This is a genomic window from Pseudomonas fluorescens, from assembly GCF_000967965.1.
Lineage (GTDB): Bacteria > Pseudomonadota > Gammaproteobacteria > Pseudomonadales > Pseudomonadaceae > Aquipseudomonas > Aquipseudomonas grandcourensis.
Map to the genome: position 1 here is coordinate 103,792 of NZ_LACC01000025.1, position 23,459 is coordinate 127,250.

18 protein-coding genes and 1 pseudogene are annotated in these 23,459 nt (G+C 61.2%); 2 read left to right on the forward strand and 17 right to left on the reverse strand.

Features of this window, described 5'->3' with window-relative positions:
* Window positions 1-75 precede the first annotated feature (75 nt).
* From gcvP to arcD (VC35_RS20420), 8 genes are all read right to left on the reverse strand, one after another.
* Window positions 76-2,943 (reverse strand): aminomethyl-transferring glycine dehydrogenase, encoded by a 2,868-nt coding sequence (gene gcvP, locus VC35_RS20385; protein WP_046042225.1) that lies wholly within the window; start codon window positions 2,941-2,943, stop codon window positions 76-78.
* Window positions 2,944-2,954: 11 nt separating this feature from the next.
* Window positions 2,955-3,338: a glycine cleavage system protein GcvH gene (gene gcvH, locus VC35_RS20390; protein ID WP_046032052.1), complete on the reverse strand. Its 384-nt coding sequence runs from the start codon at window positions 3,336-3,338 to the stop codon at window positions 2,955-2,957.
* Window positions 3,339-3,768: 430 nt separating this feature from the next.
* Window positions 3,769-5,277 carry a sigma-54-dependent transcriptional regulator gene (locus tag VC35_RS20395; protein ID WP_046042227.1) on the reverse strand — a complete coding sequence of 503 codons (1,509 nt, stop codon included), beginning with the start codon at window positions 5,275-5,277 and terminating at the stop codon, window positions 3,769-3,771.
* Between the two features lie 153 nt (window positions 5,278-5,430).
* Window positions 5,431-5,793, reverse strand: coding sequence for a DUF5064 family protein (locus VC35_RS20400; protein WP_046042229.1), 363 nt, complete (start codon window positions 5,791-5,793; stop codon window positions 5,431-5,433).
* A gap of 63 nt (window positions 5,794-5,856) precedes the next feature.
* Complete coding sequence (arcC, locus tag VC35_RS20405) at window positions 5,857-6,786, reverse strand: carbamate kinase (protein ID WP_046042230.1); 930 nt, start codon at window positions 6,784-6,786, stop codon at window positions 5,857-5,859.
* Between the two features lie 152 nt (window positions 6,787-6,938).
* Window positions 6,939-7,949: an ornithine carbamoyltransferase gene (locus tag VC35_RS20410; RefSeq protein ID WP_046042231.1), complete on the reverse strand. Its 1,011-nt coding sequence runs from the start codon at window positions 7,947-7,949 to the stop codon at window positions 6,939-6,941.
* 81 nt (window positions 7,950-8,030) lie between these two features.
* The gene (gene arcA, locus VC35_RS20415; RefSeq protein ID WP_046042232.1) at window positions 8,031-9,287 is read right to left on the reverse strand and encodes an arginine deiminase; all 1,257 of its coding nucleotides are present in this window, start codon (window positions 9,285-9,287) and stop codon (window positions 8,031-8,033) included.
* A 33-nt stretch (window positions 9,288-9,320) separates the two neighbouring features.
* A complete protein-coding gene (arcD, locus tag VC35_RS20420) occupies window positions 9,321-10,748 on the reverse strand; it encodes an arginine-ornithine antiporter (RefSeq protein WP_046042233.1) in 1,428 nt (475 codons plus the stop codon).
* Window positions 10,749-11,189: 441 nt separating this feature from the next.
* On the opposite strand from arcD (VC35_RS20420), the gene arcD (VC35_RS20425) reads away from it, so the two are divergent.
* Together arcD (VC35_RS20425) and VC35_RS20430 are read left to right on the forward strand one after the other, a co-directional pair.
* Window positions 11,190-12,617 (forward strand): arginine-ornithine antiporter, encoded by a 1,428-nt coding sequence (arcD, locus tag VC35_RS20425; RefSeq protein ID WP_046042234.1) that lies wholly within the window; start codon window positions 11,190-11,192, stop codon window positions 12,615-12,617.
* Complete coding sequence (locus VC35_RS20430; protein ID WP_046042235.1) at window positions 12,614-13,477, forward strand: DNA-3-methyladenine glycosylase family protein; 864 nt, start codon at window positions 12,614-12,616, stop codon at window positions 13,475-13,477. The genes arcD (VC35_RS20425) and VC35_RS20430 overlap by 4 nt, the downstream gene beginning before the upstream one ends.
* A gap of 71 nt (window positions 13,478-13,548) precedes the next feature.
* Here the strand turns inward: VC35_RS20430 and VC35_RS20435 are convergent, their stop codons facing one another.
* The 9 genes and pseudogenes from VC35_RS20435 to VC35_RS20470 form a co-directional block, all read right to left on the reverse strand.
* Window positions 13,549-14,895 (reverse strand): CoA transferase, encoded by a 1,347-nt coding sequence (locus VC35_RS20435; protein ID WP_046042237.1) that lies wholly within the window; start codon window positions 14,893-14,895, stop codon window positions 13,549-13,551.
* 107 nt (window positions 14,896-15,002) lie between these two features.
* Complete coding sequence (locus VC35_RS30355) at window positions 15,003-15,758, reverse strand: methyl-accepting chemotaxis protein (protein WP_404942368.1); 756 nt, start codon at window positions 15,756-15,758, stop codon at window positions 15,003-15,005.
* 102 nt (window positions 15,759-15,860) lie between these two features.
* Window positions 15,861-17,141: pseudogene (locus VC35_RS30360) on the reverse strand (methyl-accepting chemotaxis protein); the annotation flags it as partial.
* A gap of 200 nt (window positions 17,142-17,341) precedes the next feature.
* Window positions 17,342-17,731: a YbaN family protein gene (locus VC35_RS20445; protein WP_046042240.1), complete on the reverse strand. Its 390-nt coding sequence runs from the start codon at window positions 17,729-17,731 to the stop codon at window positions 17,342-17,344.
* A gap of 161 nt (window positions 17,732-17,892) precedes the next feature.
* Window positions 17,893-18,501 carry a biliverdin-producing heme oxygenase gene (locus VC35_RS20450; protein WP_046042241.1) on the reverse strand — a complete coding sequence of 203 codons (609 nt, stop codon included), beginning with the start codon at window positions 18,499-18,501 and terminating at the stop codon, window positions 17,893-17,895.
* A gap of 114 nt (window positions 18,502-18,615) precedes the next feature.
* Window positions 18,616-21,183: a TonB-dependent receptor gene (locus VC35_RS20455; RefSeq protein WP_046042242.1), complete on the reverse strand. Its 2,568-nt coding sequence runs from the start codon at window positions 21,181-21,183 to the stop codon at window positions 18,616-18,618.
* Between the two features lie 122 nt (window positions 21,184-21,305).
* Window positions 21,306-22,271, reverse strand: coding sequence for a FecR family protein (locus VC35_RS20460; protein ID WP_046042243.1), 966 nt, complete (start codon window positions 22,269-22,271; stop codon window positions 21,306-21,308).
* Between the two features lie 120 nt (window positions 22,272-22,391).
* Window positions 22,392-22,910 carry an RNA polymerase sigma factor gene (locus VC35_RS20465; RefSeq protein WP_046042244.1) on the reverse strand — a complete coding sequence of 173 codons (519 nt, stop codon included), beginning with the start codon at window positions 22,908-22,910 and terminating at the stop codon, window positions 22,392-22,394.
* 77 nt (window positions 22,911-22,987) lie between these two features.
* On the reverse strand, window positions 22,988-23,452 hold the full coding sequence (locus tag VC35_RS20470) for a methylglyoxal synthase (protein ID WP_046042245.1): 465 nt from the start codon (window positions 23,450-23,452) through the stop codon (window positions 22,988-22,990).
* Window positions 23,453-23,459: the final 7 nt, after the last annotated feature.

Here is a 23,459-nt window from a genome sequence, read left to right on the forward strand (position 1 = left end):
CAGCCTGCGGCAGCTCCTACAGGGTATTGCGGTGTTTCTGAAAGTGGGGGCGAGTAAATCCGCCCCCTCATTGGTTTAAGCGTAGCTTTCGATCGACGGGCAGGCGCAGACCAGGTTGCGGTCGCCGAACACGTTGTCGACGCGACCGACCGGCGGCCAGTACTTGCCTTCGATCAGCGACGCAACCGGGTACACCGCTTGCTCACGGCTGTATGGGTGCGACCACTCGCCCACCAGTTCCTTGGCGGTGTGCGGAGCGTTTTTCAGCGGGTTGTCGTCCTTGTCCAGGGTGCCGTTTTCCACTGCACGGATTTCTTCGCGGATGCGGATCATGGCGTCGCAGAAGCGGTCCAGTTCTTCCTTGGATTCGCTTTCGGTCGGCTCGATCATCAGCGTGCCGGCCACCGGGAACGACATGGTCGGTGCGTGGAAGCCGAAGTCGATCAGGCGCTTGGCGACGTCATCGACGCTGATGCCGCTGCTGTCTTTCAGTGGACGCAGGTCGAGGATGCATTCGTGTGCCACCAGGCCGTTGCTGCCGGTGTACAGCACTGGGTAGTGCTCTTCGAGGCGACGGGAGATGTAGTTGGCATTGAGGATCGCCAGCTGCGAAGCACGCTTGAGGCCCGCGCCACCCATCATACGAATGTACATCCAGGTGATCGGCAGAATGCTCGCGCTGCCGAACGGTGCCGCGCAAACGGCGCCTTCCTTGCGCTCCATCTGTGCGTGGCCCGGCAGGAATGGCGCCAGGTGCGATTTCACACCGATCGGGCCGACGCCCGGGCCGCCACCGCCGTGGGGGATGCAGAAGGTTTTGTGCAGGTTCAGGTGCGAAACGTCGCCGCCGAACTTGCCCGGGGCGCAGAGGCCGACCATGGCGTTCATGTTGGCGCCGTCGATGTACACCTGGCCACCGTTGTCATGAACGATGCCGCAGATTTCGCGGATGCCTTCTTCGAACACGCCGTGGGTCGACGGGTAGGTGATCATCAGCGCGGCGAGGTGTTCGCGGTGCTCGATGGCCTTGGCGCGCAGGTCTTCGATGTCGACGTTGCCGCGGGCATCGCAGGCGGTGACGACCACGCGCATGCCGGCCATGTTGGCGGTGGCCGGGTTGGTGCCGTGGGCCGACGACGGGATCAGGCAGATGTCGCGACGGTCTTCGCCACGGCTCTGGTGGTAGGCACGGATCGCCAGCAGACCTGCGTATTCACCCTGGGAGCCGGCGTTCGGTTGCAAGGACACCGAGTCGTAGCCGGTCGCAGCGCAAAGCATTGCTTCCAGTTCGTCGGTCAGTTGCTGGTAGCCGGCGCTTTGCTCGGCTGGGGCGAACGGGTGCAGGGCGCCGAACTCGGCCCAGGTCACCGGGATCATTTCGCTGGCGGCGTTGAGTTTCATGGTGCACGAACCCAGCGGGATCATGGTGCGATCCAGGGCCAGGTCTTTGTCGGCGAGCTTGCGCAGGTAGCGCATCAGCTCGGTTTCCGAGTGATAGCGGTTGAACACCGGGTGGCTGAGGATCGGCGACTGACGCACCAGCGCGGCCGGGATGGTGCTGACGACCGAGGCGGCGAGGGCGGCGAAGTCCGGCAGGGTCTTGCCGTCGGACAGCAGGCTCCACAGGGCCTCAACGTCGGCCTGAGTGGTGGTTTCGTCCAGGGACAGGCCCAGGCGCTCGCCATCGACCACGCGCAGGTTGATGCGCTGGGCGTGCGCCTTGTCGTGCAGGGCGGCGGTTTGTGCGCCGGTCTTCACGGTCAGGGTGTCGAAGAAGCTCGCTTGCTCGACGTTCAGGCCCAATGCGCTCAAGCCTTTGGCCAGGATCGCGGTCAGGTGGTGCACACGATTGGCGATCTGCGTCAGGCCTTTCGGACCGTGGTACACGGCGTACATGCTGGCGATGTTGGCCAGCAGTACTTGCGCGGTGCAGATGTTGCTGGTGGCTTTCTCGCGACGGATGTGTTGCTCGCGGGTCTGCATGGCCAGGCGCAGGGCCGGGTTGCCGAAACGGTCTACCGAAACACCGACCAGACGGCCCGGCATGTCACGTTTGAACGCGTCCTTGGTGGAGAAGTACGCCGCGTGCGGGCCACCGAAGCCCAGTGGCACGCCGAAGCGCTGTGCACTGCCGATGGCCACGTCGGCACCGAATTCGCCTGGCGCGGCCAGCACGGTCAGGGCCAGCAGGTCGGCGGCCACGGCAACGAGGGCGTTCGCGGCGTGGAAGCGTTCGGTCAGCTCGCGGTAATCGAACACGTCACCGTTGCTCGCCGGGTATTGCAGCAGTGCGCCGAAGAAAGGCGTCACGTCAGTCAGTTCGAGTTCGTCGCCAACCACTACGTCGATACCCAGAGGCTCGGCACGGGTGCGCAGTACGTCGAGGGTCTGCGGGTGGCAATGCACGGAGGCGAAGAAGGCGTGGCTGCCCTTGTTCTTGCTCAGGCGTTTGCAGAAGGTCATGGCTTCGGCAGCGGCGGTGGCTTCGTCCAGCAGGGAGGCGTTGGCGATCGGCAGGCCGGTGAGGTCGCTGATCAGGGTCTGGAAGTTCAGCAGCGCTTCGAGACGACCCTGGGAGATTTCTGGCTGGTACGGGGTGTAGGCGGTGTACCAGGCCGGGTTTTCCAGCAGGTTGCGCAGGATCGGCGACGGTGTGTGGGTGCCGTAGTAGCCTTGGCCGATGTAGGTCTTGAACAGCTGGTTTTTAGTCGCGATGGACTTGATCAAGGCCAGGGCATCGGCTTCGCTCAAGCCGTCTTCCAGGCCGAGGACGCTGGTGCCCTTGATGCTGTCGGGAATCACGCTGGCGCTCAGGGCTTCCAGGGAGTCGAAACCGAGGCTGTTGAGCATCGCTTGCTCGTCACCGGCGCGCGGGCCGATGTGACGGGCGATGAATTCGTTGGCGGTGCTTGTGTTTACAACGGCAGGGTTCACTTGGGTCATGTTGGTGCTCCTCAGGCTTCGGCGTTGGCTTTGATCAGGCGGTCGTAGGCGTCCTGATCCAGCAGTTGGGCGACAGCCGAGGCGTCGCTTGGCTGGAAGCGGAAGAACCAGCCTTCGCCCAGCGGATCTTCGTTGACCAGCTCAGGGCTGCTGTCCAGCGCCGGGTTCACTTCCAGCACTTCACCGTCCAGTGGCATGTACACGCCGCTGGCAGCCTTTACCGATTCCACGGTGGCGGCTTCGGCGCCTTTGTCGTAGGACTGCAGCTCAGGCAGTTGAACGAAAACCACGTCGCCCAGGGCGTTCTGTGCGAAAGCGGTGATGCCGACCGTGACGCTGCCGTCAGCTTCGGTGCGCAGCCATTCGTGATCTTCAGTAAAACGCAACTCGCTCATAGAAACTCCTAAGGGGCCAGACTCGTCTGGTGGACGCGATTGAATGCTTGGGCGATGCCCGGGTTATGGGGAATACATAGCAAGAACGCGGCCAACGTTGTTTTTGTTGTTATTGATCAATGATTTAGGTGGTTTCGACAAACGCTGAAAATCAATCGTTGTAGCGAAATCGATACGGCATATGTCAATGATAAAAGCCGAGGTGGATCAAAGCCTTGCACAGCCGTGATCGGAGAGGGGTGTAGCGATATCGTTCCGCTGTAGCGCTTTCAGTACAGATGGAGGTCGTTTTTGGCGCGGTTTTTCGGATGACGGAGGAATCTGTAGGAGCGAGCCTGCTCGCGATAGCGTTCGTTCAGTCGACATCGATGGTGGCTGTCAGTCCGTCATCGCGAGCAGGCTCGCTCCTACAGTTGTTCGGTGTCAGGCTTCAAGCCTTGCTCGGAATCCCGTACTTGCGCAACCGATGGGCAATCGCCGTGTGGGAGGTTTGCAAGCGGGTAGCGAGTTGTCGGGTCGAGGGATAGCTGGCGTAGAGTTTTTCCAGCAGGGTTTTCTCGAACTCGTCCATGGCCTGTTCCAGGCTGTCGACGTCATGGTCGCTCTGACGGGCCACCGAGGTGCCGGCGATGTCGAGGTCGCCGATGTCCACCAGGCTGCTTTCGCAAATCGCCGCGGCGCGGAAGATCACGTTCTGCAATTGCCGCACGTTGCCCGGCCAGCGGTTGCCCAGCAGCGCCGGGTAAGTGCCCGGCGCCAGGCGACAGATCGGGCGCTGGATCTGCGCGCAGGCCTGCTGCATGAAGTAGCGGGCCAGCAGCAGGATGTCCTGGCCACGCTCGCGCAGCGGCGGCACTTCGACGTTGAGGACGTTGAGGCGATAGAACAGGTCTTCGCGAAACTGCCCTTCGCTGACCATTTTTTCCAGGTCGCGGTGGGTGGCGCTGAGGATCCGCACATTGACTTTGACCTCACGGTCACCGCCGACCCGGCGAAAACTGCCGTCGTTGAGGAAACGCAGCAATTTGGCCTGCAAGTACGGCGACATCTCGCCGATTTCATCGAGAAACACCGTGCCCTGGTTGGCCAGTTCCATCAACCCCGGCTTACCACCCCGTTGTGCGCCGGTGAAGGCACCGGGGGCGTAGCCGAACAGTTCACTTTCGGCGAGGTTCTCCGGCAATGCCGCGCAGTTCAACGCCAGAAAGGGTGAGCTGTGCCGGGCGCTGATGGCGTGGCAGGCGCGGGCCACCAGTTCCTTGCCGGTGCCGGTTTCACCCTGGATCAGCAGCGGTGCATCGAGGGCCGCCACCCGCTGGGCGCGCGCCTTGAGGGTGCGGATCACCGGAGACTCGCCGAGCAGTGCATCGAAACCTTCGGCGTGGTCATGGTGTAGCGCGGAAAGGCGTTCGCCGATGCGGTTCGGTTGGTACAGGGTCAGCAGGGCGCCGGCGTCGGTGATCGGTGTGGCGTCGAGCAACAAGGTCTGGCCGTTGACGGTAATTTCCCGCAGCGGCAGGCGAAAGCCTTGTTCGAGCAGGGCATCGAGCAAGGCCGGGTCGGCAAACAGGTCGCCCACGCTTTCACCACCCGGTTCGCGGCCGTACAGGGCGATCAGGGCCGGGTTGGCCAGCAGCACCTTGCCGTCGCTGTCCAGTGCCAGCACCGGGTCGGTCATGGCGGCCAGCAAGGCGTCGAGCTGCAAGTGCCGGCGCTGGCCTGGCAGGATGTCGACCACCGTCACCGCTTGCACGCCACGCACGCTGAACAGGGCATCGCGCAGTTCCTCGAGGACTTGCGGGCTCAGGGTCGGGGCGTCGATATAGACATTGGGCGGGACCATTTCCACCGCATCCAGGTTCAGATTGCGCCCGCCGAGCAGGGCCAGGACTTCCTGGGTGATACCGACGCGGTCGATGAAGCTGACGTGGATACGCATGGGGCGGTTTTGGGTTCTGCAGTGCGAAGGGTGGCAAGTATGCCTTGGGGCGGGCTAATGGTGAAATTTTGCGCGGACTTCTACATGGCGATGATCACCTGTGGGAGCGAGCAAGCTCGCTCCCACAGGTGCAGTCTCCAAGTGGAAACTGGGTTATTCCAGGTGCTCGGGTTTGACCGGGTCGCCCGATTTCATGTTCAACTGCACCCGCACGTCTTCGAACATTTGGTCGTAATGCTTGTGGATCGAACCGATGTTGCTATGGGTTTTCGGGATGCCATGCTTCTCGGCAATCTTGGTGACGTTGCTGGCGAAGTTGTAGGCCATGTCCTTGGGCAGGAAGAACGACTCGCTCATGTCCTTGTTCTGAATGCTGCCGTGCATCTTGAACAGCATCCCTTTGCCTTCCTTGGGATCCTGGCTGACTTCATAGTCGAGGTAGATGTTGTAGCTGACGTCATCCTTGTTCAGCGCGTGTCGCTCGATGTGCAGGTGACCCGGCTCGAACGTTGCCATTATTGACTCTCCTTCGAAAGATCTTGAATCAGGACAGGCCTCAGGCCTGCCCCGCAGTTTCGTTTATTGATAGCTGATGCCCGGTGTCGCCGTACTGATGCGCGTGCCGGCCTTGCCCTGGACGATCGCTTCGATGTCCGCGAGCGAACCGATCACCGCCACTTTTCCAGTATGGCGCGCGAACTCGCAGGCTGCCTGCACCTTCGGTCCCATGGAGCCGGCGGCGAAGCCGAGTTTTTCCATTTCGTCGGGGTGGGCCTGGGCGATGGCTTTCTGCGTGGGTTTACCAAAGTCGATGAAGGCGGCGTTGACGTCGGTGGCGATCACCAGCAGATCGGCTTCAAGCTGTTCGGCCAGCAGCGCCGAGCACAGGTCTTTGTCGATGACCGCTTCGACGCCCTCGAGTTTGCCGGGTGAGGTGTACATGGTCGGAATGCCGCCGCCGCCGGCGCAGATCACGATGCTGCTTTTTTCCAGCAGCCATTTGATCGGACGGATTTCGAAGATGCGTTTCGGTTTCGGGCTGGCGACCACGCGACGGTATTTGTCGCCGTCCGGGGCAATCGCCCAGCCTTTCTCGGCGGCGAGTGCTTCGGCCTCATCCTTGGTATAGACAGGGCCGATGGGTTTGGTGGGGTTCTTGAAGGCCGGGTCATTGGCATCGACTTCGACTTGGGTCAGCAAGGTCGCGAAGGGCACTTCGAAGTCCAGCAGGTTGCCCAGTTCCTGTTCGATGATGTAGCCGATCATGCCTTCGGTCTCAGCACCGAGCACGTCCAGCGGATAGGGTGAAACCGAGGTGTAGGCCGCCGCCTGCAATGACAGCAGGCCGACCTGAGGGCCATTGCCGTGGGCGATGACCAGTTGGTTGCCGGGATGGATCTTGGCGATCTGTTCGGTGGCGATCCGGATGTTGGCGCGCTGGTTGTCAGCGGTCATGGGTTCGCCCCGGCGGAGCAGGGCATTACCGCCCAGAGCAACGACGATACGCATGGTGCTAGTCCTTCTGAACAGAGGAAAGGCAAACGACTCGGTCAATTGTAGGAGTGAGCCTGCTCGCGATTGCGCAGCATCTTTCGACATTAATGTTGAATGTCAGACCGCTATCGCGAGCAGGCTCGCTCCTACATTGACCGGTGCCGGTCTTATAGATCAGCCAGCGTCGACACCAGAATCGCCTTGATCGTGTGCATGCGGTTTTCCGCTTGCTCGAAGGCGATGCAGGCCGGCGACTCGAACACGTCATCGGTCACTTCGATGCCGTTCTTCAGGTGCGGGTACTGCTCGGCAATCTGCTTGCCGATCTTGGTGTCGCTGTTATGGAACGCCGGCAGGCAGTGCATGAACTTGGTGCGCGGGTTGCCGGTGGCTTTCATCAGTTCGGCGTTGACCTGATACGGCAGCAGTTGCTGGATGCGCTCGGCCCAGGCTTCGACTGGCTCGCCCATCGACACCCACACATCGGTGTGGATGAAGTCCACGCCCTTGACCGCCGCTTTCGGGTCTTCGGTGAGGGTAATGCGCGCGCCGCTTTCTTCTGCGTACTGTTTGCAGCGAGCCACCAGGTCGTCCGCCGGCCACAGGGCTTTTGGCGCGCAGATGCGCACGTCCATGCCGAGTTTGGCGCCGATCAGCAGCAGTGAGTTGCCCATGTTGTTGCGCGCGTCGCCCAGGTAGGCGTAGCTGATCTCGTGGATCGGCTTGTCGGCGTGTTCACGCATGGTCAGCACGTCGGCGATCATTTGCGTCGGGTGATATTCGTCGGTGAGGCCATTGAACACCGGTACGCCGGCGAACTTGGCCAGTTCCTCGACGATTTCCTGCTTGAAGCCACGGTATTCGATGGCGTCGTACATGCGCCCGAGCACGCGGGCGGTGTCCTTCATGCTTTCCTTGTGGCCGATCTGCGAGGAGTTCGGGTCGATGTAGGTGACGTTGGCGCCCTGGTCATAGGCTGCAACTTCGAACGCGCAGCGGGTGCGGGTCGAGGTTTTTTCGAAGATCAGCGCGATGTTGTTGCCCTTGAGATGCTGCTGTTCGGTGCCGGTGTACTTGGCACGCTTGAGGTCGCGGGACAGGTCGAGCAGGTAGCGCAATTCGCGAGGGGTGTGGTGTTCCAGGCTCAGCAGATTGCGGTTATGGATATTGAACGCCATTTTGGATCTCCTAAGGTGTCGGTTATCCCCTTGGCCTGCGCATGCCCTTGGGTAGAGGGCAGCGAGGGTCAAGGCAATAGGTTAGTAGTCAATCGGGTCGCGGATGATCGGGCAGGTCATGCAATGGCCGCCGCCCCGTCCCCGGCCGAGTTCGCCGGCGCTGATGGTGATCACTTCCACACCGGCCTTGCGCATCAGGGTGTTGGTGTAGGTATTGCGGTCGTAGCCGATGACCACGCCCGGTTCCACGGCCACTACGTTGTTGCCGTCGTCCCATTGCTCGCGTTCGGCGGCGAAGCTGTTGCCGCCGGTTTCCACCACGCGCAACGCTTTGAGGTTCAGGGCCTGGGCGACGGTGTCGAGGAAGTTGGTTTCTTCGCGACGAATGTCGATGCCGCCCGCCTTGCTTTCATCGGGACGCAGGGTGAAGGCGACAATCTGGTTCACCACTTCCGGGAAGATCGTGACGAGGTCGCGATCACAGAAGCTGAACACGGTGTCCAGGTGCATCGCCGCGCGGGATTTCGGCAGGCCGGCGACGATCACTTTCTCGACCGCCTTGTTTTTGAACAGGTTCACCGCCAGTTGGGCAATGGCCTGGCGCGACGAGCGTTCGCCCATGCCGATCAACACCACGCCGTTGCCGATCGGCATCACATCACCGCCCTCAAGGGTGGAGTTGCCGTGGTCTTTGTCCGGGTCGCCGTACCAGATCTGGAAGTCGGCGTTGGTGAACTCGGGGTGGAACTTGTAGATGGCGGTGGTCAGCAGGGTTTCCTGACGGCGCGCCGGCCAGTACATCGGGTTGAGGGTGACGCCACCGTAGATCCAGCAGGTGGTATCGCGGGTGAACTGGGTGTTGGGCAGCGGCGGCAGGATGAAGCTGGAGTTGCCGAGGAAGTCGCGGAACATCTCGATGGCCTTGCCGCCGAAACTGGTGGGCAAATCATCGCCTGATACGCCGCCGATCAGGAACTCGGCGATGTGACGTGGCTCCAGGCTGCGCAGCCACGACGCGGTTTCGTTGATCAGGCCCAGGCCCACCGAGTTGGCGGTGATCTTGCGTTCCAGAATCCAGTCCAGGGCTTCGGGAATGGCGACGATGTCGGTCAGCAGGTTGTGCATTTCCAGTACATCGACGTTGCGTTCGCGCATCTTGGTGACGAAGTCGAAGTGGTCGCGCTTGGCCTGGGCCACCCACAGCACATCGTCGAACAGCAGTTCATCGCAGTTGTTCGGGGTCAGCCGCTGATGGGCCAGGCCGGGGGAGCAAACCATGACTTTGCGCAGTTTGCCGGCTTCGGAATGGACGCCGTACTTAACTTTTTCCTTGGTCATTACAGTGATCCTCCAGATGACAAAACAGGGTAGTTACAGAGTCAGGAAACCGTCGTAGAGACCGTAGGCCGCCACCACGGCGCCGACGACCACCGCAGCGAAAATCAGCTTCTCGACGTTGGTGAAAACCGGTTTGTTGATTTCCAGCTTGGCCTTGGCGAACAGGATTACGCCGGGGGCGTAGAGCAGGGCGGACAGCAGCAGGTACTTGATGCCGCCGGCGTACAGCAGCCAGATCGCGTAGATCACGGCCACGGCACCGATGATGAGATCCTTCTGCCGCTCGCCCGCCGCGCCTTCGTAGCTTTCGCCACGCACCGCCAACAGCAACGCATAGGCCGCCGACCACAGGTAAGGCACCAGGATCATCGAGGTGGCGAGGTAGATCAGCGACAGGTAAGTGCTGGCGGAGAACAGTGTGATGATCAGGAAAACCTGCACCATGGCGTTGGTCAGCCACAGCGCGTTGACCGGTACATGGTTGGCGTTTTCCTTGCGCAAAAACGCCGGCATGGTGTGGTCCTTGGCAGCGGCGAACATGATCTCCGCGCACAGCAGCACCCACGACAGCAACGCCCCCAGCAACGAGATGATCAAACCGACGCTGATCAGCACCGCACCCCAGTGACCGACCACGTGTTCCAGCACGGCGGCCATCGACGGGTTCTGCAGTTTGGCCAGTTCCGGCTGGGTCATGATCCCCAGCGACAGCACGTTGACCAGAACCAAAAACAACAGCACGGTGACAAAGCCGATCACGGTGGCTTTACCCACATCGCTGCGTTTTTCCGCGCGGGCCGAAAAGATGCTCGCGCCTTCGATGCCGATGAACACCCACACGGTGACCAGCATCATCTTGCGCACCTGGTCCATCACGCTGCCCAGGTCCGGGTTCTTCAGGCCCCAGATATCGGCGGTGAAGATGTCCAGTTTGAAGGCGAACAACGCAATCAACATGAACAGCAGCAGCGGCACAATCTTGGCGACGGTGGTCACCAGGTTGATGAACGCTGCTTCCTTTATTCCCCGTAATACGAGGAAATGTACGGCCCAGAGCAGCACCGAGGCGCCGATCACGGCGGCAGGGGTATTCCCCTCCCCAAATAGCGGAAAGAAGTAGCCGAGCGTGCTGAACAGCAAGACGAAGTAGCCAACGTTGCCCAGCCAGGCACTGATCCAGTACCCCCAGGCGGACGAGAAGCCCATGTAGTCGCCGAAACCGGCCTTGGCGTAGGCGTAGACCCCGCCATCCAGATCGGGTTTGCGGTTGGCCAGGGTCTGGAACACGAACGCCAGGGTGAGCATGCCGACGGCGGTGATTGCCCAACCGATCAGAATGGCGCCGACATCCGCGCTGGCCGCCATGTTTTGTGGCAAGGAAAAGATCCCGCCACCAATCATCGAACCCACGACTAACGCAACCAGCGCGCCGAGTTTCAGTTTTCCGGGAGCTTCAGACATTGCATGACTCCAATGCAGGAGAAGAGAGGCAACAGACTAATTCCGTTGGCTATCCAATCAGCTGACTTAGATCACTAAATGAGAGCGTTCCCAGTTTCTTGGCGGAGTGCCATCATTTGCAAGGCGGCTGCCTGTAGCGCTTGTTCTAGAGCCTTTTGTACATTATTTAAATAATTTTAGAGTTTGTTTCGAATTATGACGCTAGTTGGTTTTTCAGAATTCGCAAATTTTACCAGCGGGTTTTTTGTACGAAATTGATGTATTGGAAAAACGTATACAACAAATGATTATAACGGCGCCTCTAATAGCCGTTTTGTGCAAGTAAAAATACGCATGTTGGCGTTATCCAATAAACGTTATTACTCTTCAACAGTTTAGTTGACGCCTGTTATGTGACGATCTCGCGGCAGTTGTCACCCCCACAGAAATGGAGATGCAACGATGGCGCAATCACCGAACAAGCTTCGCCTGAGCGCATTGATCGCGTTGGTGGTGGGTTCGATGATCGGCGGCGGGATTTTTTCCCTGCCGCAAAACATGGCGGCCAGGGCCGATGCCGGGGCGATCCTGATCGGTTGGGCAATCACCGCCGTCGGCATGCTCACCCTGGCATTCGTGTTCCAGACCCTGGCCAATCGCAAGCCGGAGTTGGACTCCGGGGTGTACGCCTATGCCAAGGCCGGGTTCGGCGACTACATGGGCTTCTCGTCCGCCTGGGGCTACTGGATCAGCGCCTGGCTGGGCAACGTCGGCTACTTTGTGCTGCTGTTCAGCACCCTCGGTTACTTCGTTCCGGTCTTTGGCGAAGGCAACACGCCGATCGCCATCGTCTGCGCTTCGGTGCTGCTCTGGACCGTGCATTTTGTGGTGATGCGCGGGATCAAGGAGGCGGCGTTCATCAACCAGGTGACCACGGTGGCCAAGATCGTGCCGCTGATCATGTTCATCGTGATTGCCGCCGTGGCGTTCAAGGCGGACATCTTTACCCTCGATATCTGGGGGCGCAATAACCCGGAGTTCGGCAGCGTGATGGATCAGGTCCGGCACATGATGCTGGTCACCGTGTTCGTGTTCATCGGTATCGAGGGCGCCAGTGTCTATTCGGCCCGGGCAGAGAAACGCTCCGACGTGGGCCGGGCGACGGTGATCGGGTTCATTGGGGTGTTGGCGCTGCTGGTGCTGGTGAACGTGTTGTCGCTGGGGATCATGACCCAGCCGCAACTGGCAAAACTGCAGAACCCCTCGCTGGCGGCGGTGCTTGAACATATCGTCGGCCCCAGGGGCGCGTTACTGATCAGTGTCGGCCTGGCGATCTCGCTGTTGGGGGCCTTGTTGTCCTGGGCACTGCTGTGCGCCGAAATCCTGTTCGCCACGGCGAAAGACAAGACCATGCCGGCATTCCTGACCAAGGAAAACGCCAACCATGTGCCGGTCAATGCGATGTGGCTGACCAACTCGATGATCCAGCTGTTCCTGCTGATCACCCTGTTTTCCGCCGGCACCTACACCAGTCTGATTTATCTGGCGTCCTCGATGATTCTGGTGCCGTACCTGTGGTCGGCGGCCTATGCGGTGTTGTTGTGCACACGGGGTGAAACCTATCAACAGGCACCCGCCGAGCGGATCAAGGATTTGCTGATCGGTGGCATCGCCCTGGGTTACGCGGTGTGGTTGCTGTATGCCGGCGGCCTGAAGTATTTGCTGCTGTCGGCGCTGCTGTATGCACCGGGTGTGATCCTGTTTGCCAAGGCACGTAATGAGCAGGGCAAACCACTGTTCACGGTGGTCGAGAAAGGCATTTTCACCTGTGTCATCGGTGGTGCTGGGCTGGCGGCTTATGGGTTGTACAGCGGGGTGCTCAGCCTGTGAGGTTGTTGCTGGCGTACCAGCCGCCCTATGACTGGCCGGCGTTGCTGGGGTTCTTGTCGGCGCGGACGATCGTTGGCCTGGAAACCGTGGTCGAGGGTGTCTACTCGCGCAGCATCGACTTGCATGGCGTTCACGGTACGTTTTCGATCCAGCCTGCTGCATCCGATGCACTTGAGCTGAGCCTGGACTTTCCGGATGCTGCTGCCGTGCCCGAGATCGTTGCGCGAGTGCGGCGAATGTTCGACCTGGATGCCGACCTGTCCGCAATTCACCGGCACCTGACGGTTGATCCGCTGATGGCGCGGTTGATTACCGAACGCCCGGGCCTGCGCGTACCGGGGGCATGGGATGGGCTGGAACTGGCGATCCGTGCGGTACTGGGGCAGCAGATTACGGTAGTGGCGGCGATCCGGTTGGCGGGCAAACTGGTTGCGCAGTACGGCACGCCGTTAAGTTCAGCACTGCCGGGATTGACCCACGCTTTTCCCCAGGCCAGCGTTTTGGCGGACGCAGATCTGGCAGCGCTGGGCATGCCGAAAAGCCGAGGCCGGACGTTGTCGGGTGTGGCTCAGGCGTTACTCGATGATCCGCGATTATTCGAGCCCGGTCAGGACGATGGTATTGCGCGGTTGCTGGCGTTGCACGGGATTGGTGACTGGACGGCGCAATACATTGCCTTGCGTCAGTTGCGGGAGTTGGATGGGTTTCCCAATGGCGACGTGGGGCTGATCAATGCGCTGGCGGCGCTGGAGGGTGGGCCGGTGACAGCGAAGCAGCTGTTGTTGCGGGCTGAAGGGTGGCGGCCGTATCGAGGGTATGCGGCGCAGGTGCTGTGGACTTCGTTGAGTCGGGCGGACTGAGCTGATCCGGTTTTTGTGGTGCTGTTTCGGGCACCATCGCGAGCTTGCTCGCGATGGCTATCTAAAACTCACTACCACTGCGCGCGATGTGAACCCAATTCGGTTGCCGGTAGCGCCCATTGCAACGGTGTCCCAGTTATCTTCAAAGGAGCGTGCAATCGGTGCGCCGCCCCCCACGGTGTCTGCTCCACCATCAACCGCTGATCCTGCTCATCTTCCGCACGTAACGCTTCAATCGTCCCCGGCCCATGCTCGATCAACAACCTCGCCGTACGCGCCAACGACAATCGCGCCGAGCCCCCCGTACCGTCGTTCAACCGCTGTGCCAACAACCGGATCGCACTGGCTGCCATCAAATACCCGGTGGCGTGATCGAGGGCTTGCACCGGCAATGGCGTCGGCTTGTCCGCCTGCTTCCAGCGCATGCCCGCTTCGGCAATGCCACTGCTCATCTGCACCAGGCTGTCGAAGCCCCGCCGGTTTTGCCAGGGGCCGCTCCAGCCATAGGCGTTGAGGCAGACATCGATCAGGCCGGGGTTCAGTCGTCGGCGTTCATTCATGCCCAGGTCAAGTCGCTCCAGCGCATCGGCGCGATAGCCGTGGAGCAGAATGTCGGCATCCTTGAGCAGGCATTCGAATACGGCGCGGTCGGATTTGTCGTTCAGATCAAGTCGCGCGCAGCGTTTTCCCAGGGTGACTTCCGGCACCACCCCGGGCTCGTTCCAGGTTGACGGGTCGATGCGCAAGACATCGGCGCCCAAGCCTGCCAGAAAGCGACTGGCGATGGGGCCTGCCAGTACTCGGGTCAAGTCCAGCACCTTGATGCCGGCCAATGGGCGAGCAACCGTGCCTGTCCACGGTTTGCCGTTCTGGCTTGGGTGGTTGGCGAACTGAATCAAGGGTTCGGCATTCACTGCCTGGCCTTGAGGATGGACCTGCCATTGTTCCCAGGTGCGCATTTCGGCAGCACAACCACCGGCATCGACCACCGCCTGCTCCAGCTCGCTTTTCGCCCATCGAGCCACTTGGCCGGCCATCGCTGCGCGGTCGGTACAGGCACCGAGCACGCTTTCGGCAGCGGTGCGGTGATGGGACGCGTTGGTGTGCAGGCGAATCCAGCCATCGCGGGTGGCGTAGTCACCGGCGATCGGGTCCCACAACGGCGGAACGCTCCAGCCAAGCGGGCGAATCGAGGTTGCGAACCAGAATGATGCGAGGCGTCGGTCAACTTCAAGGTCGGGCAGGTGCCCGGTTTGCTGGTGCAGCAGTTCGCTGGCGGCCTGGCCTGCGGCAGCGATGCTGGCGCAGGCCAGATCCGTGACGGCAAACGCCGAGGGCAGGGCGCCGCTGGATGTGAACGGAATCGAGGTGTGAGGCAAACCGAGTGCGGCTTGAATGGACGTGAGCAGATCAGTCATCGAAGGGCCCTCCGGAGCGAGAGCCAGATCTTAGTTCAAAAAATTCCAGGTCAGATGAAATCCCTCTGTGGGAGCGAGCTTGCTCCCACAGGGGATGTGGCGATTTTTTAAACGCGGAACTGATCCATCAACTTCATCTGGTGAGTGGTCAGGGAGTTGAGCTGGCTGCTGATCTGCGCCGATTCCGTGGCCTGGCCAGTCAGGGTTTCGGTGACGGTGCGGATCGCCGAGACGTTGCGGTTTACCTCTTCGGCGACTGCGCTTTGCTGCTCGGCGGCGCTGGCGATTTGCAGGTTCATGTCGCTGATCACGGTGACCGCGTCGCTGATCTTGCCCAAGGCCTGGACCGCCTGCTGGATCTGCCCGGCGTTGCTGTGGGCCTGGGTCTGGCTTGAGTGCATGGTGGCGACCACGCCGCGGGTGCCGGACTGGATGCGTTCGATCACCAGGCGAATTTCTTCCACCGAATCCTGGGTGCGTTTGGCCAGGTTGCGCACTTCATCGGCAACCACCGCGAAGCCACGACCGCTTTCACCGGCTCGGGCGGCTTCGATGGCGGCGTTGAGCGCCAGCAGGTTGGTTTGCTCGGCGATGCTGCGAATCACCTCCAGCACCGAACCGATCTGTTCGCTGTTGACCGCCAGGGCTTCGACTTCGGTCACGGCCTTGCTGACTTCTTCGGCCAGTTGATTGATGTCGCGGGTGCTGCGCTCGATGATCGACATGCCGTCGCGGGCCGACTGGTCGGCACCCTTGGCGGCGTTGGCCGCGTTCGAGGCGCTGTTGGCGACATCGTGGGCGGTGGCGCTCATTTCGTTGGACGCCGTGGCGACCTGGTCGATTTCGCGGAACTGCACCTGCATGCCTTCACTGGTCTGGCGGGCGATTTCCGAAGACTGGTCGGCCGTGCCACGGGCATCGGTGATGCTTTGCTTGATCTGTGCGATGGTCGGCTGCAGCTTGTCGAGGAAACGGTTGAACCAGCTCACCAGTTCGCCCAGTTCGTCCTTCTTGCTGTAGTGCAGGCGCTGGGTCAGGTCGCCGTCACCGCTGGCAATCGCCTTGAGCATGTCGGCCACGCTGTTGATCGGGCGGGTCACGCCGGACGCGGTGAGCCACATCAGCAACAACCCAAGCAGGCCGGCAATCACCGCCACCGACAGCGCCTTGAGCGTGCCGCTTTGCTGGGCATCGTCGAGTACCGCTTGCAGCTTCACCGAGTCGGCCAGCAGCACTTGTTTCGGCAGGTCGATCACCACGGCCCAGGCCTTGGCGTCGGCAATCGGGCTGACCGGGTACACCGCGCGGATCAGGTCGCCTTGCTGGAGAATCTTCGGCGCGCCATTCGCGAGCAACTGCAGGATGTCCTTGCCATCGCCGCCCAGGGTGTCGCCGATGTTCTTGCCGACTTTACCTGCATCGACGCTGTAGGCGGCCAGCACGCCGGTGCCGGAAACGATGAGCATGTGCCCGGCACTGTTGAACAGGTCGCGCTGGGAGTTGACCGCCGCCGCTTGCAGGGCGTCGAGGGCGATGTCGATACCGACCACGCCGATGGACTTGCCATCCACCAGCAGCGGTACGGAAATGGTGGTCATCAACACTTCCTTGCCACCGACAGTATCGGCGTAGGGGTCGAGCAGGCAGGTGCGCTTGCTGTCCCGAGGGCAGGTGTACCAGACGTTGTATGGCGTGCCGCTGAGGTTCAGGGTGGTTTTGGTCATGTCCTCTTCGACCATGATCGTGTTGAGGGCATCCCCCCCGGCGCGGCTCCAGTACGTGGCGAAACGACCGATCTCGTTGGATTGACGGGCGGCGTCATTGGCGAACTCGCTGTCCTTGCCGTCCAGGCCGTTGGGTTCGAACGCCAGCCAGATGCCCAGCACTTTGCCGTTGCGCTCGAAGGCGGTTTTCAGGCTCTGGTTCAACTCTTCACGCAGGGCGCCGGGTTCAAGGGAACGCTTGGCGGCCAGGTTACGCAAGTCCTGGATCTGGTCCGCGAGGGCGGTCACCACCGTCAGGGTTTCACCGAAGGTCTTCTGCACCCGCACCGCTTGCTCGGCGGCCTTGGCCTGAAGCAGATCCTGCACACTGGAGGTGAGCATTCTGCTGCTGGAGTCGCTGACCAGGTCATCGTTCTGATTGGTCTGGTAGATGTTCATGCCCACTATCAAGGCGACTACGCCCAGCAGGCACAGACCGGACAGCAGGACGATTTTCAGGCGGATGGACAGTGAGTCGAACATAGGGCGAGCTCGCGAATGGATGAAGTGTTGGCTGTGGGCCGTTGCGGCTCACTCGCTAAATCCATTTAGCGCCGATCAATGCACATCGGCGTGGCGTTGAGGTTACATGAGGGGCAACCCGACGAACGGTAATGGTTGAACGTTTGCGCAGGAAAATGTGCCGAAAAGCGCTTTAAAACGAAGAAATGTCGCGGAGTTGTTCAGGTGGGTTCCGGCAGTGATTCCGGTCGCGACCAGATCCACAGGTTGCCCAGCCCCATGCCGGCAATTGCCAGGTAAATCGGCCAGCCGTGATCGAGCATCACCAGCATCAGACCGGCACATAACAGCATGCTGACCGTGGCGCTGACTTTTGCCCTGCGCGCGATGATCTTGCCGTTGCGCCAGTTATGGAGGATGGGGCCGAACAGCCGGTGGTTTTCCAGCCAGGCACTCAGGCGCGGCGAGCTGCGGGTCGCGGCCCAGGCGGCCAGCAGGATGAACTCGGTGGTTGGCAGGCCGGGTATGACGATGGCGATCAGGCCGATGCCCAGGCTGACGTAGGCCAGCAGGCCGAAGAGAAGGCGGGAGAGTTTGGAAGAGGTGGGCATGGGCTCTGGGGTGGCGTGTGACGCTGAATGGAGATCTTACAGATTCACCCGGCCCTTTGTAGGAGTGAGCCTGCTCGCGATAGCGGAGTATCAGTCGACAATAATGCTGTCTGGAATACCGTCATCGCGAGCAGACTCGCTCCCACAGGGTCGGTGTTGTGTCAGGCGACTTCCGGTGTGCTGGCGTAAGCCTGCTCCAGCAACACGGTAAACCGGTTGAACGCGTCGATGGCGCCTTTTTCCACGTCGGCTTCTTCCTGGGCGCTGAATGCCAGGCCGTCCAGGGTCTTGACGAAGCTCTTCCAGCCTTCAGCGCGGCCACCGGCCGGTTCGCCGAGGTGGCGGGCGCCGAAGGTTTCGCTCAGGCCAAGGCCCACGGCACGCTTGATCAGGAACGCCGCGCCGAGCTTCGAGCCTTCCGAAACAAAGATCCAGCCCAGGGCTTCGGCCTTGGTCGGGTTCTTCAGTGCACCGGCGACAGGTACCGGCACGTCGGTGTCCAGGTCCGCGAGGTCGGCCTTGGCGGCATCGGCACGGCAGCGGGCCGGCAGGTCCGGGACGATGGCGGTCAGTTCGGTATCGTTGTACAGCGACATCAGCTCCGACTGGAACAGGTACTGCGCCACCACGAAGCGGGCGAAATTGGCCGGGGTTTCAAACGGAGCATGGGCCTTGACCAGGGCATCGAGCTTGCTGTGCGGCTCGTTGGTGATCTGGTTCAAACGCTGCGAACGCAGGTTGGAGCGTTGTTCGGTGGCCTGGGTAGTCATGGCAATTCCTTGGAGAAAGAGGAGGCGCTTGGTAACGAGACGAAGAGCAAGGCGCCTGACAGTAAAAAATCCTCACCGGACGGCTTGATGTAACCGCCCGACGAGATGAGCGGATCAGATATCCCAGATCAGGTTGACCGCAAAATTGCGACCCGGCTGGGTCAGGCGATCGAGGTTGGCCGGTTGGGTCACGGAGGCTTCGCCGACGCTGTCGTAGCCGCGCACGTCATCCCACAGCCAGTACTTCTTGTCGGTGAGGTTGTAGACGCCGCCGCTGACGGTCACGTCGTCGGTCACCTTGTAGAACGCGCTCAGGTCCAGAATGCCGAAACCGGGCGTCTTGAACTGGGTGCTGGTGCCGTCCGGGGTTTTGAAACTGGTGCTGTCGACGCGGTCCTTTTTCTTCACCAGCGTCCAGCTGAGCAAGCCACCGTAGGTGTCCTGGTCGTAGCCGAGGCCGAATACGCCGGTCAGCGGGTTGACGCTGTTGAGCGGCTCGCCGTTGTCGTCGTTGCGACCGTAGGCATAGGCCACCGAGCCCTGGGTGTAGAGACCTTGCGGCGCGCCGAAGGCATCGAGGTTCAGGCGGCCCTTGACCTCGGCACCCTTGATGGTGGCGTGCTTGATGTTGTTGCTCTTGAAAATGGTCTCGCTATAGCCGGGCGTGATGGCGTTCTCGTTGATGAAGTCGCGGTACTTGTTGTAGAACACCGCCACGTCAAACGAGCCCTGCTCGAAGTTGCCGCGCAAACCCGTCTCGTAGCTTTTGCTCTTTTCCGGTTCCAGGTCCGGATTAGGCGCGACCCGATAGCCGCCGGCGATGTTTTCGAAACGGCCATACAACGCCTTGGCGGTCGGGGTGCGGAAGCCTTCGGCGTATTGGCCGAACCAGGTGTAGTGGTCGTTGAAGCTGTAGGTGGTGCCGAACTTCGGCGACAGGCGATGCCAGGTCTTGGTCTCGTCGCTCACCACGCCGTTGCCGCTCTGGTCGGCGGTGGCCAGGAACTCTTCGGTGATGTGCGGCTTGAGTTCGGTGTAGTCGTAGCGTGCACCGGGCAGGAAGGTCCAGTTGCCCCAACTGATCTGATCCTGGGCGAACAGGCTGTAGCTATTGATGGTCGGGTCCGGGAAGTCACTGGCGGGTTTCAGCGTGTCGAGGGCGCTCGGGGCGCCAATGACACGGCAGGCACCGGCCACGGTCAGGCAGGTGCCGGTACCGGTACGCAGGCCGGTAACTTTGTCCTGCTTGATGGTGGTGCCATAGGTGACGAAGTGATCGGTATCGGCGATGGCAAAGGACTTGTCAGCCTGGGCGTCGAATACCCATTGGCGATCCTTGAAGTTGGTATCACGGTTACGCAACACGGTCCGTGACGGCGGCGCGTAGATCTCTTCGGTGCTCTGGTCGGTCTTGGCGATCTGGTAGTTCAGCGTCCACTTGATGTTGTCAGCCAGTGCGCTGTCCAGACCGAAGCTGTGTTCCAGGCCAAAGCGTTCGCGAGTGATCGTGTCGTTACCGGTACGGGACTTGTAGAAGCCCATACCGCGTCCGGCATTGAACGGGCCGCCCACCGCGCTCAGTTGATTGGTGTCGCGGTCGTCCTTGTAATGCTCGTAGGTCAGGCCCAGGCGCGCGTCGTCAGCGTAATCCCAGCCCAGTTTAGCCAGCACGCTGGTGGTGCGCACGTCCTGGGGGTTGGCTTCAGTGCGGTTCAGGCCAGTGCCGCCGGTTTCGCCAAAGGACTCTGTTTCATGACCGTTGCGTTGACTGAGATGCAGCAGGCCGTCGAACTCGCCGGTACGGCCGGCGACGGTGCCGGACGTCAGCCAGCTGTCGTCGGCGGAGCTGTAGCCGGTTTTCAGACGTGCGCCGACATCCTTGCCCGGTTTGATGATGTCGTCCGGGTCCAGCGTGTAGTAACTGACCGCACCGCCAATGGCGCTGCTGCCATACAGCACCGACGCCGGGCCCCGGAGGATTTCCACACGCTTGACGATTTCCGGGTCGACATAGTTGCGGTTGGTCTGGGCATACGGGCCGTTGAAGAAACCGTCGGGTACCTGCACCCCGTCGACCTGGGTCAGTACACGGTCGCCATCGATACCGCGAATGTTGTAGCCCGTGATGCCGGCGCGTTGGCCTGAACCGCCTACCGATACACCGGGTTCGTAGCGCACCAGCTCCTTGATGGTATTGACGTTGTTGCGGTCCAGATCTTCGCGGGTGTAGACAGAGACCGTGCTCGGTACGCTGTTCACATCCTGCTCGTTACGGGTGGCGCTGATGGTGACCTGATCCAGATTGAGGGCACTGCTACCGCTGCGTTTTTCTAGAACGATGCTGTTGTTGCCCAGCTTGCGATAGCCCAGGTTGGTCCCCACCAACAGGCGATCCAGGGCTTTCTCCGGCGACAGCGAACCACGGACTCCCGGCGAGGCCACACCCTGCACCAGCTCCGACGACACGCCGACCTGCCAGCCCGTCACGGCGGTAAAGGCATTGAGTGCCGACACCAGTGATTGCTGGGGAATGGCGAACGCGTAGTCGCCCATTTTGCGGGTCGATTGCTCGGTGGCGGTGGTGGCCATGAGCGGTGCGGTACCGGCCATCAGGATGGCAGCGGTCAGCAGCGACAGCACGCGGGAAGGTGTAGGGGCTTGGCGGGTAAGGCGAGGGGACATCGATAGCGCTCCGTGTCGCACGAATCTTTATAGGTGCTGATTGGCATGGTGAGATGCGAATCAATTGCATTGGCTATAACGAGACGTACGGGGTTTGGCTATCGAGTAAAAATAATTCTCATTCAGTTCAAGATGACCAGCGCCGGGAATTCCTGGAGCCGGGCCGAGGTGATGTGGGCCAGGGAGCGAACCACGTCCAGGGGCTGATCGAGGCGGTAGTTACCCGTTACGGTGACATCGGCCAACTGTTCGTTGTTGTTGATGATCCAGCCCGGGTAGTAGCGGCGAAGTTCTGCCAGCACCTGGTTCAACGGGCAGTTTTCGAACACCAGCCGTCCCTGGACCCACGCCAGGTCGGTGGCGGCATCCAGCTTGGCCGGATGGTCGAAGCCGTTGGGGCCGATGCGAATGCTTTCCCCGGCGGACAAGCGCACCCGCGCGTCATCCCGGGTGGCGCGCAAGTCGACATCCCCGCGTTGCACCCGCACCTGCGCCACGCCGTCGAGGTAACGCACGGCAAATGCGGTATCGCGAACGCTGGCCGTGACCGGGCCGGCGTCGATTTCCAGTGGTTGGCCGCGATTGGCCTGCACTTCGAAAAACGCTTCGCCCTGATACAGGCGGGCAACACGTTGTTGGTCGTTGATGGTGCTTGAGAACGCCGAATTGGTATTGAGCAGGACCTTGGACCCGTCCTCCAGTTGCAGGCGCTGGCGCTCGCCGACCACGGTCAGGTGATCGGCCTGCAGGTGCATTGGCAAACTGCTGAAACTGAACAGCCCGAGCAGCAGCACGGCGGCGGTGGCCAGTGGTTTCCAGTGCGGACGCAGACGGGCGAGGACAGTGACTTTCGCCGGACGGGCGGCCAGGCTTTGCGCGCATTGCGCCACTTGCGGGCCTTCCCAGATCGCCTGGGCCTTGGCGAACGCCTGGGCATTCAGCGGATCGGCGTCGAGCCATGCATGGAATTGGCGGGCCTGCTCCTCGTCGGGACTGCCGAGCACGATCAGCCAGTCCAGGGCCTGGTCCATCGCGCTTGCGTGGTCCTGCGCCGATGAAGGCTCTGGGGAGCGGTGGTTGTCCGTCACGGTGTTTCCTCGGCAGTGTCTGTGCACGGCTGTTTTTTTAGTGAAGCGTAAAAGTGGGCCAAGGGTAGCAAAGCCCGATGATCAGCGCAGTCGGTCCAGGTGTGCGCAGGGCCTTGGCGCTCAGTTGGCGCTCAAGCGATCGGCAACCCCGATGCAGATCGACATGATCAACTTGAGTTCTTTCTGCACGGTGCTGAGGGACACGTTTAGCTCGTCGGCGATTTCCTGGTAGCTGTGCCCGTGCAGGCGGCTGAGGATGAAAATCCGCTGTTGGCGGGCACTGAGTTGACTGAGGCTCACGTTCAGGCGCTCCAGCAATTGTTCGGCGTGTGCGGCATCTTCGGCGCTGCTGGTGGGGGCGGCGATGCTGTGCATCACCTCCTGCGGCACGTCGTCGACCATGGTGCGCGAATGGATGCGCCGCGCGCGCAAATGGTCCAGCGCCAGGTTGCGCGCCGTCTGGAAGACGAAGGGCTCAAGATGATCGATGGCCCGTTCGCTCAATGCACGGGTCACCCGCAGGTAGGTTTCCTGCAGGAGGTCTTCAGCGGTGCTGTGATTGTTGACCATCCGTTCCAGCGTGCGCAGCAGGGAGGTGCGCTGGGTGAGGAAAACGTGGTTGAAGCGTGACTGACTCACGGGAGAACCTGATCCATTTCGAGTAGATGATAATGCTTATCATCTACTCGAGTGGTCAAGTACTGATTTGTGAAGCTTTACGCGCGACCCTGCAAATAGGTGGCGTAATCGGGAATCCGATGGAGGTGCGCCTGATCCATCAGCGGACTGCTGAGCAGGTAGTCGGCGCTGCATTCGTTGCACGCCACCGGGATGTTCCACACCGCCGCGACCCGCAGCAACGCCTTGATGTCCGGGTCGTGGGGCTGGGGTTCGAACGGGTCCCAGAAAAACACCAGCATGTCGACCCGCTGCTCGGCGATTTGCGCACCGAGCTGTTGGTCGCCGCCCAGTGGCCCGCTGATCATGCTTTGCACCGGCAAATCGAGGCGTTGTTGCAACAACAAACCCGTGGTGCCGGTGGCGACCAGATCATGCCGGGCCAGTCTGTCTTTTTGCCGTTCGGCCCAGTCCAGCAAGAACACCTTGCAGTGGTCATGGGCGACCAGGGCGATACGCTTGCGCGCCGCCATGGTCTTTTGCGTAAAGCTGATGCCGATCATCGATGGT

Bases quoted from the DNA above. Each gene is read 5' to 3' on its own strand.
- gcvP (WP_046042225.1), bottom strand. From the start codon at position 2,943: ATGACCCAAGTGAACCCTGCCGTTGTAAACACAAGCACCGCCAACGAA.
- gcvH (WP_046032052.1), bottom strand. From the start codon at position 3,338: ATGAGCGAGTTGCGTTTTACTGAAGATCACGAATGGCTGCGCACCGAA.
- VC35_RS20395 (WP_046042227.1), bottom strand. From the start codon at position 5,277: ATGCGTATCCACGTCAGCTTCATCGACCGCGTCGGTATCACCCAGGAA.
- VC35_RS20400 (WP_046042229.1), bottom strand. From the start codon at position 5,793: ATGGCAACGTTCGAGCCGGGTCACCTGCACATCGAGCGACACGCGCTG.
- arcC (WP_046042230.1), bottom strand. From the start codon at position 6,786: ATGCGTATCGTCGTTGCTCTGGGCGGTAATGCCCTGCTCCGCCGGGGC.
- VC35_RS20410 (WP_046042231.1), bottom strand. From the start codon at position 7,949: ATGGCGTTCAATATCCATAACCGCAATCTGCTGAGCCTGGAACACCAC.
- arcA (WP_046042232.1), bottom strand. From the start codon at position 9,287: ATGACCAAGGAAAAAGTTAAGTACGGCGTCCATTCCGAAGCCGGCAAA.
- arcD (WP_046042233.1), bottom strand. From the start codon at position 10,748: ATGTCTGAAGCTCCCGGAAAACTGAAACTCGGCGCGCTGGTTGCGTTA.
- arcD (WP_046042234.1), top strand. From the start codon at position 11,190: ATGGCGCAATCACCGAACAAGCTTCGCCTGAGCGCATTGATCGCGTTG.
- VC35_RS20435 (WP_046042237.1), bottom strand. From the start codon at position 14,895: ATGACTGATCTGCTCACGTCCATTCAAGCCGCACTCGGTTTGCCTCAC.
- VC35_RS30355 (WP_404942368.1), bottom strand. From the start codon at position 15,758: ATGCAGGTGCAGTTCCGCGAAATCGACCAGGTCGCCACGGCGTCCAAC.
- VC35_RS20445 (WP_046042240.1), bottom strand. From the start codon at position 17,731: ATGCCCACCTCTTCCAAACTCTCCCGCCTTCTCTTCGGCCTGCTGGCC.
- VC35_RS20450 (WP_046042241.1), bottom strand. From the start codon at position 18,501: ATGACTACCCAGGCCACCGAACAACGCTCCAACCTGCGTTCGCAGCGT.
- VC35_RS20455 (WP_046042242.1), bottom strand. From the start codon at position 21,183: ATGTCCCCTCGCCTTACCCGCCAAGCCCCTACACCTTCCCGCGTGCTG.
- VC35_RS20470 (WP_046042245.1), bottom strand. From the start codon at position 23,452: ATGATCGGCATCAGCTTTACGCAAAAGACCATGGCGGCGCGCAAGCGT.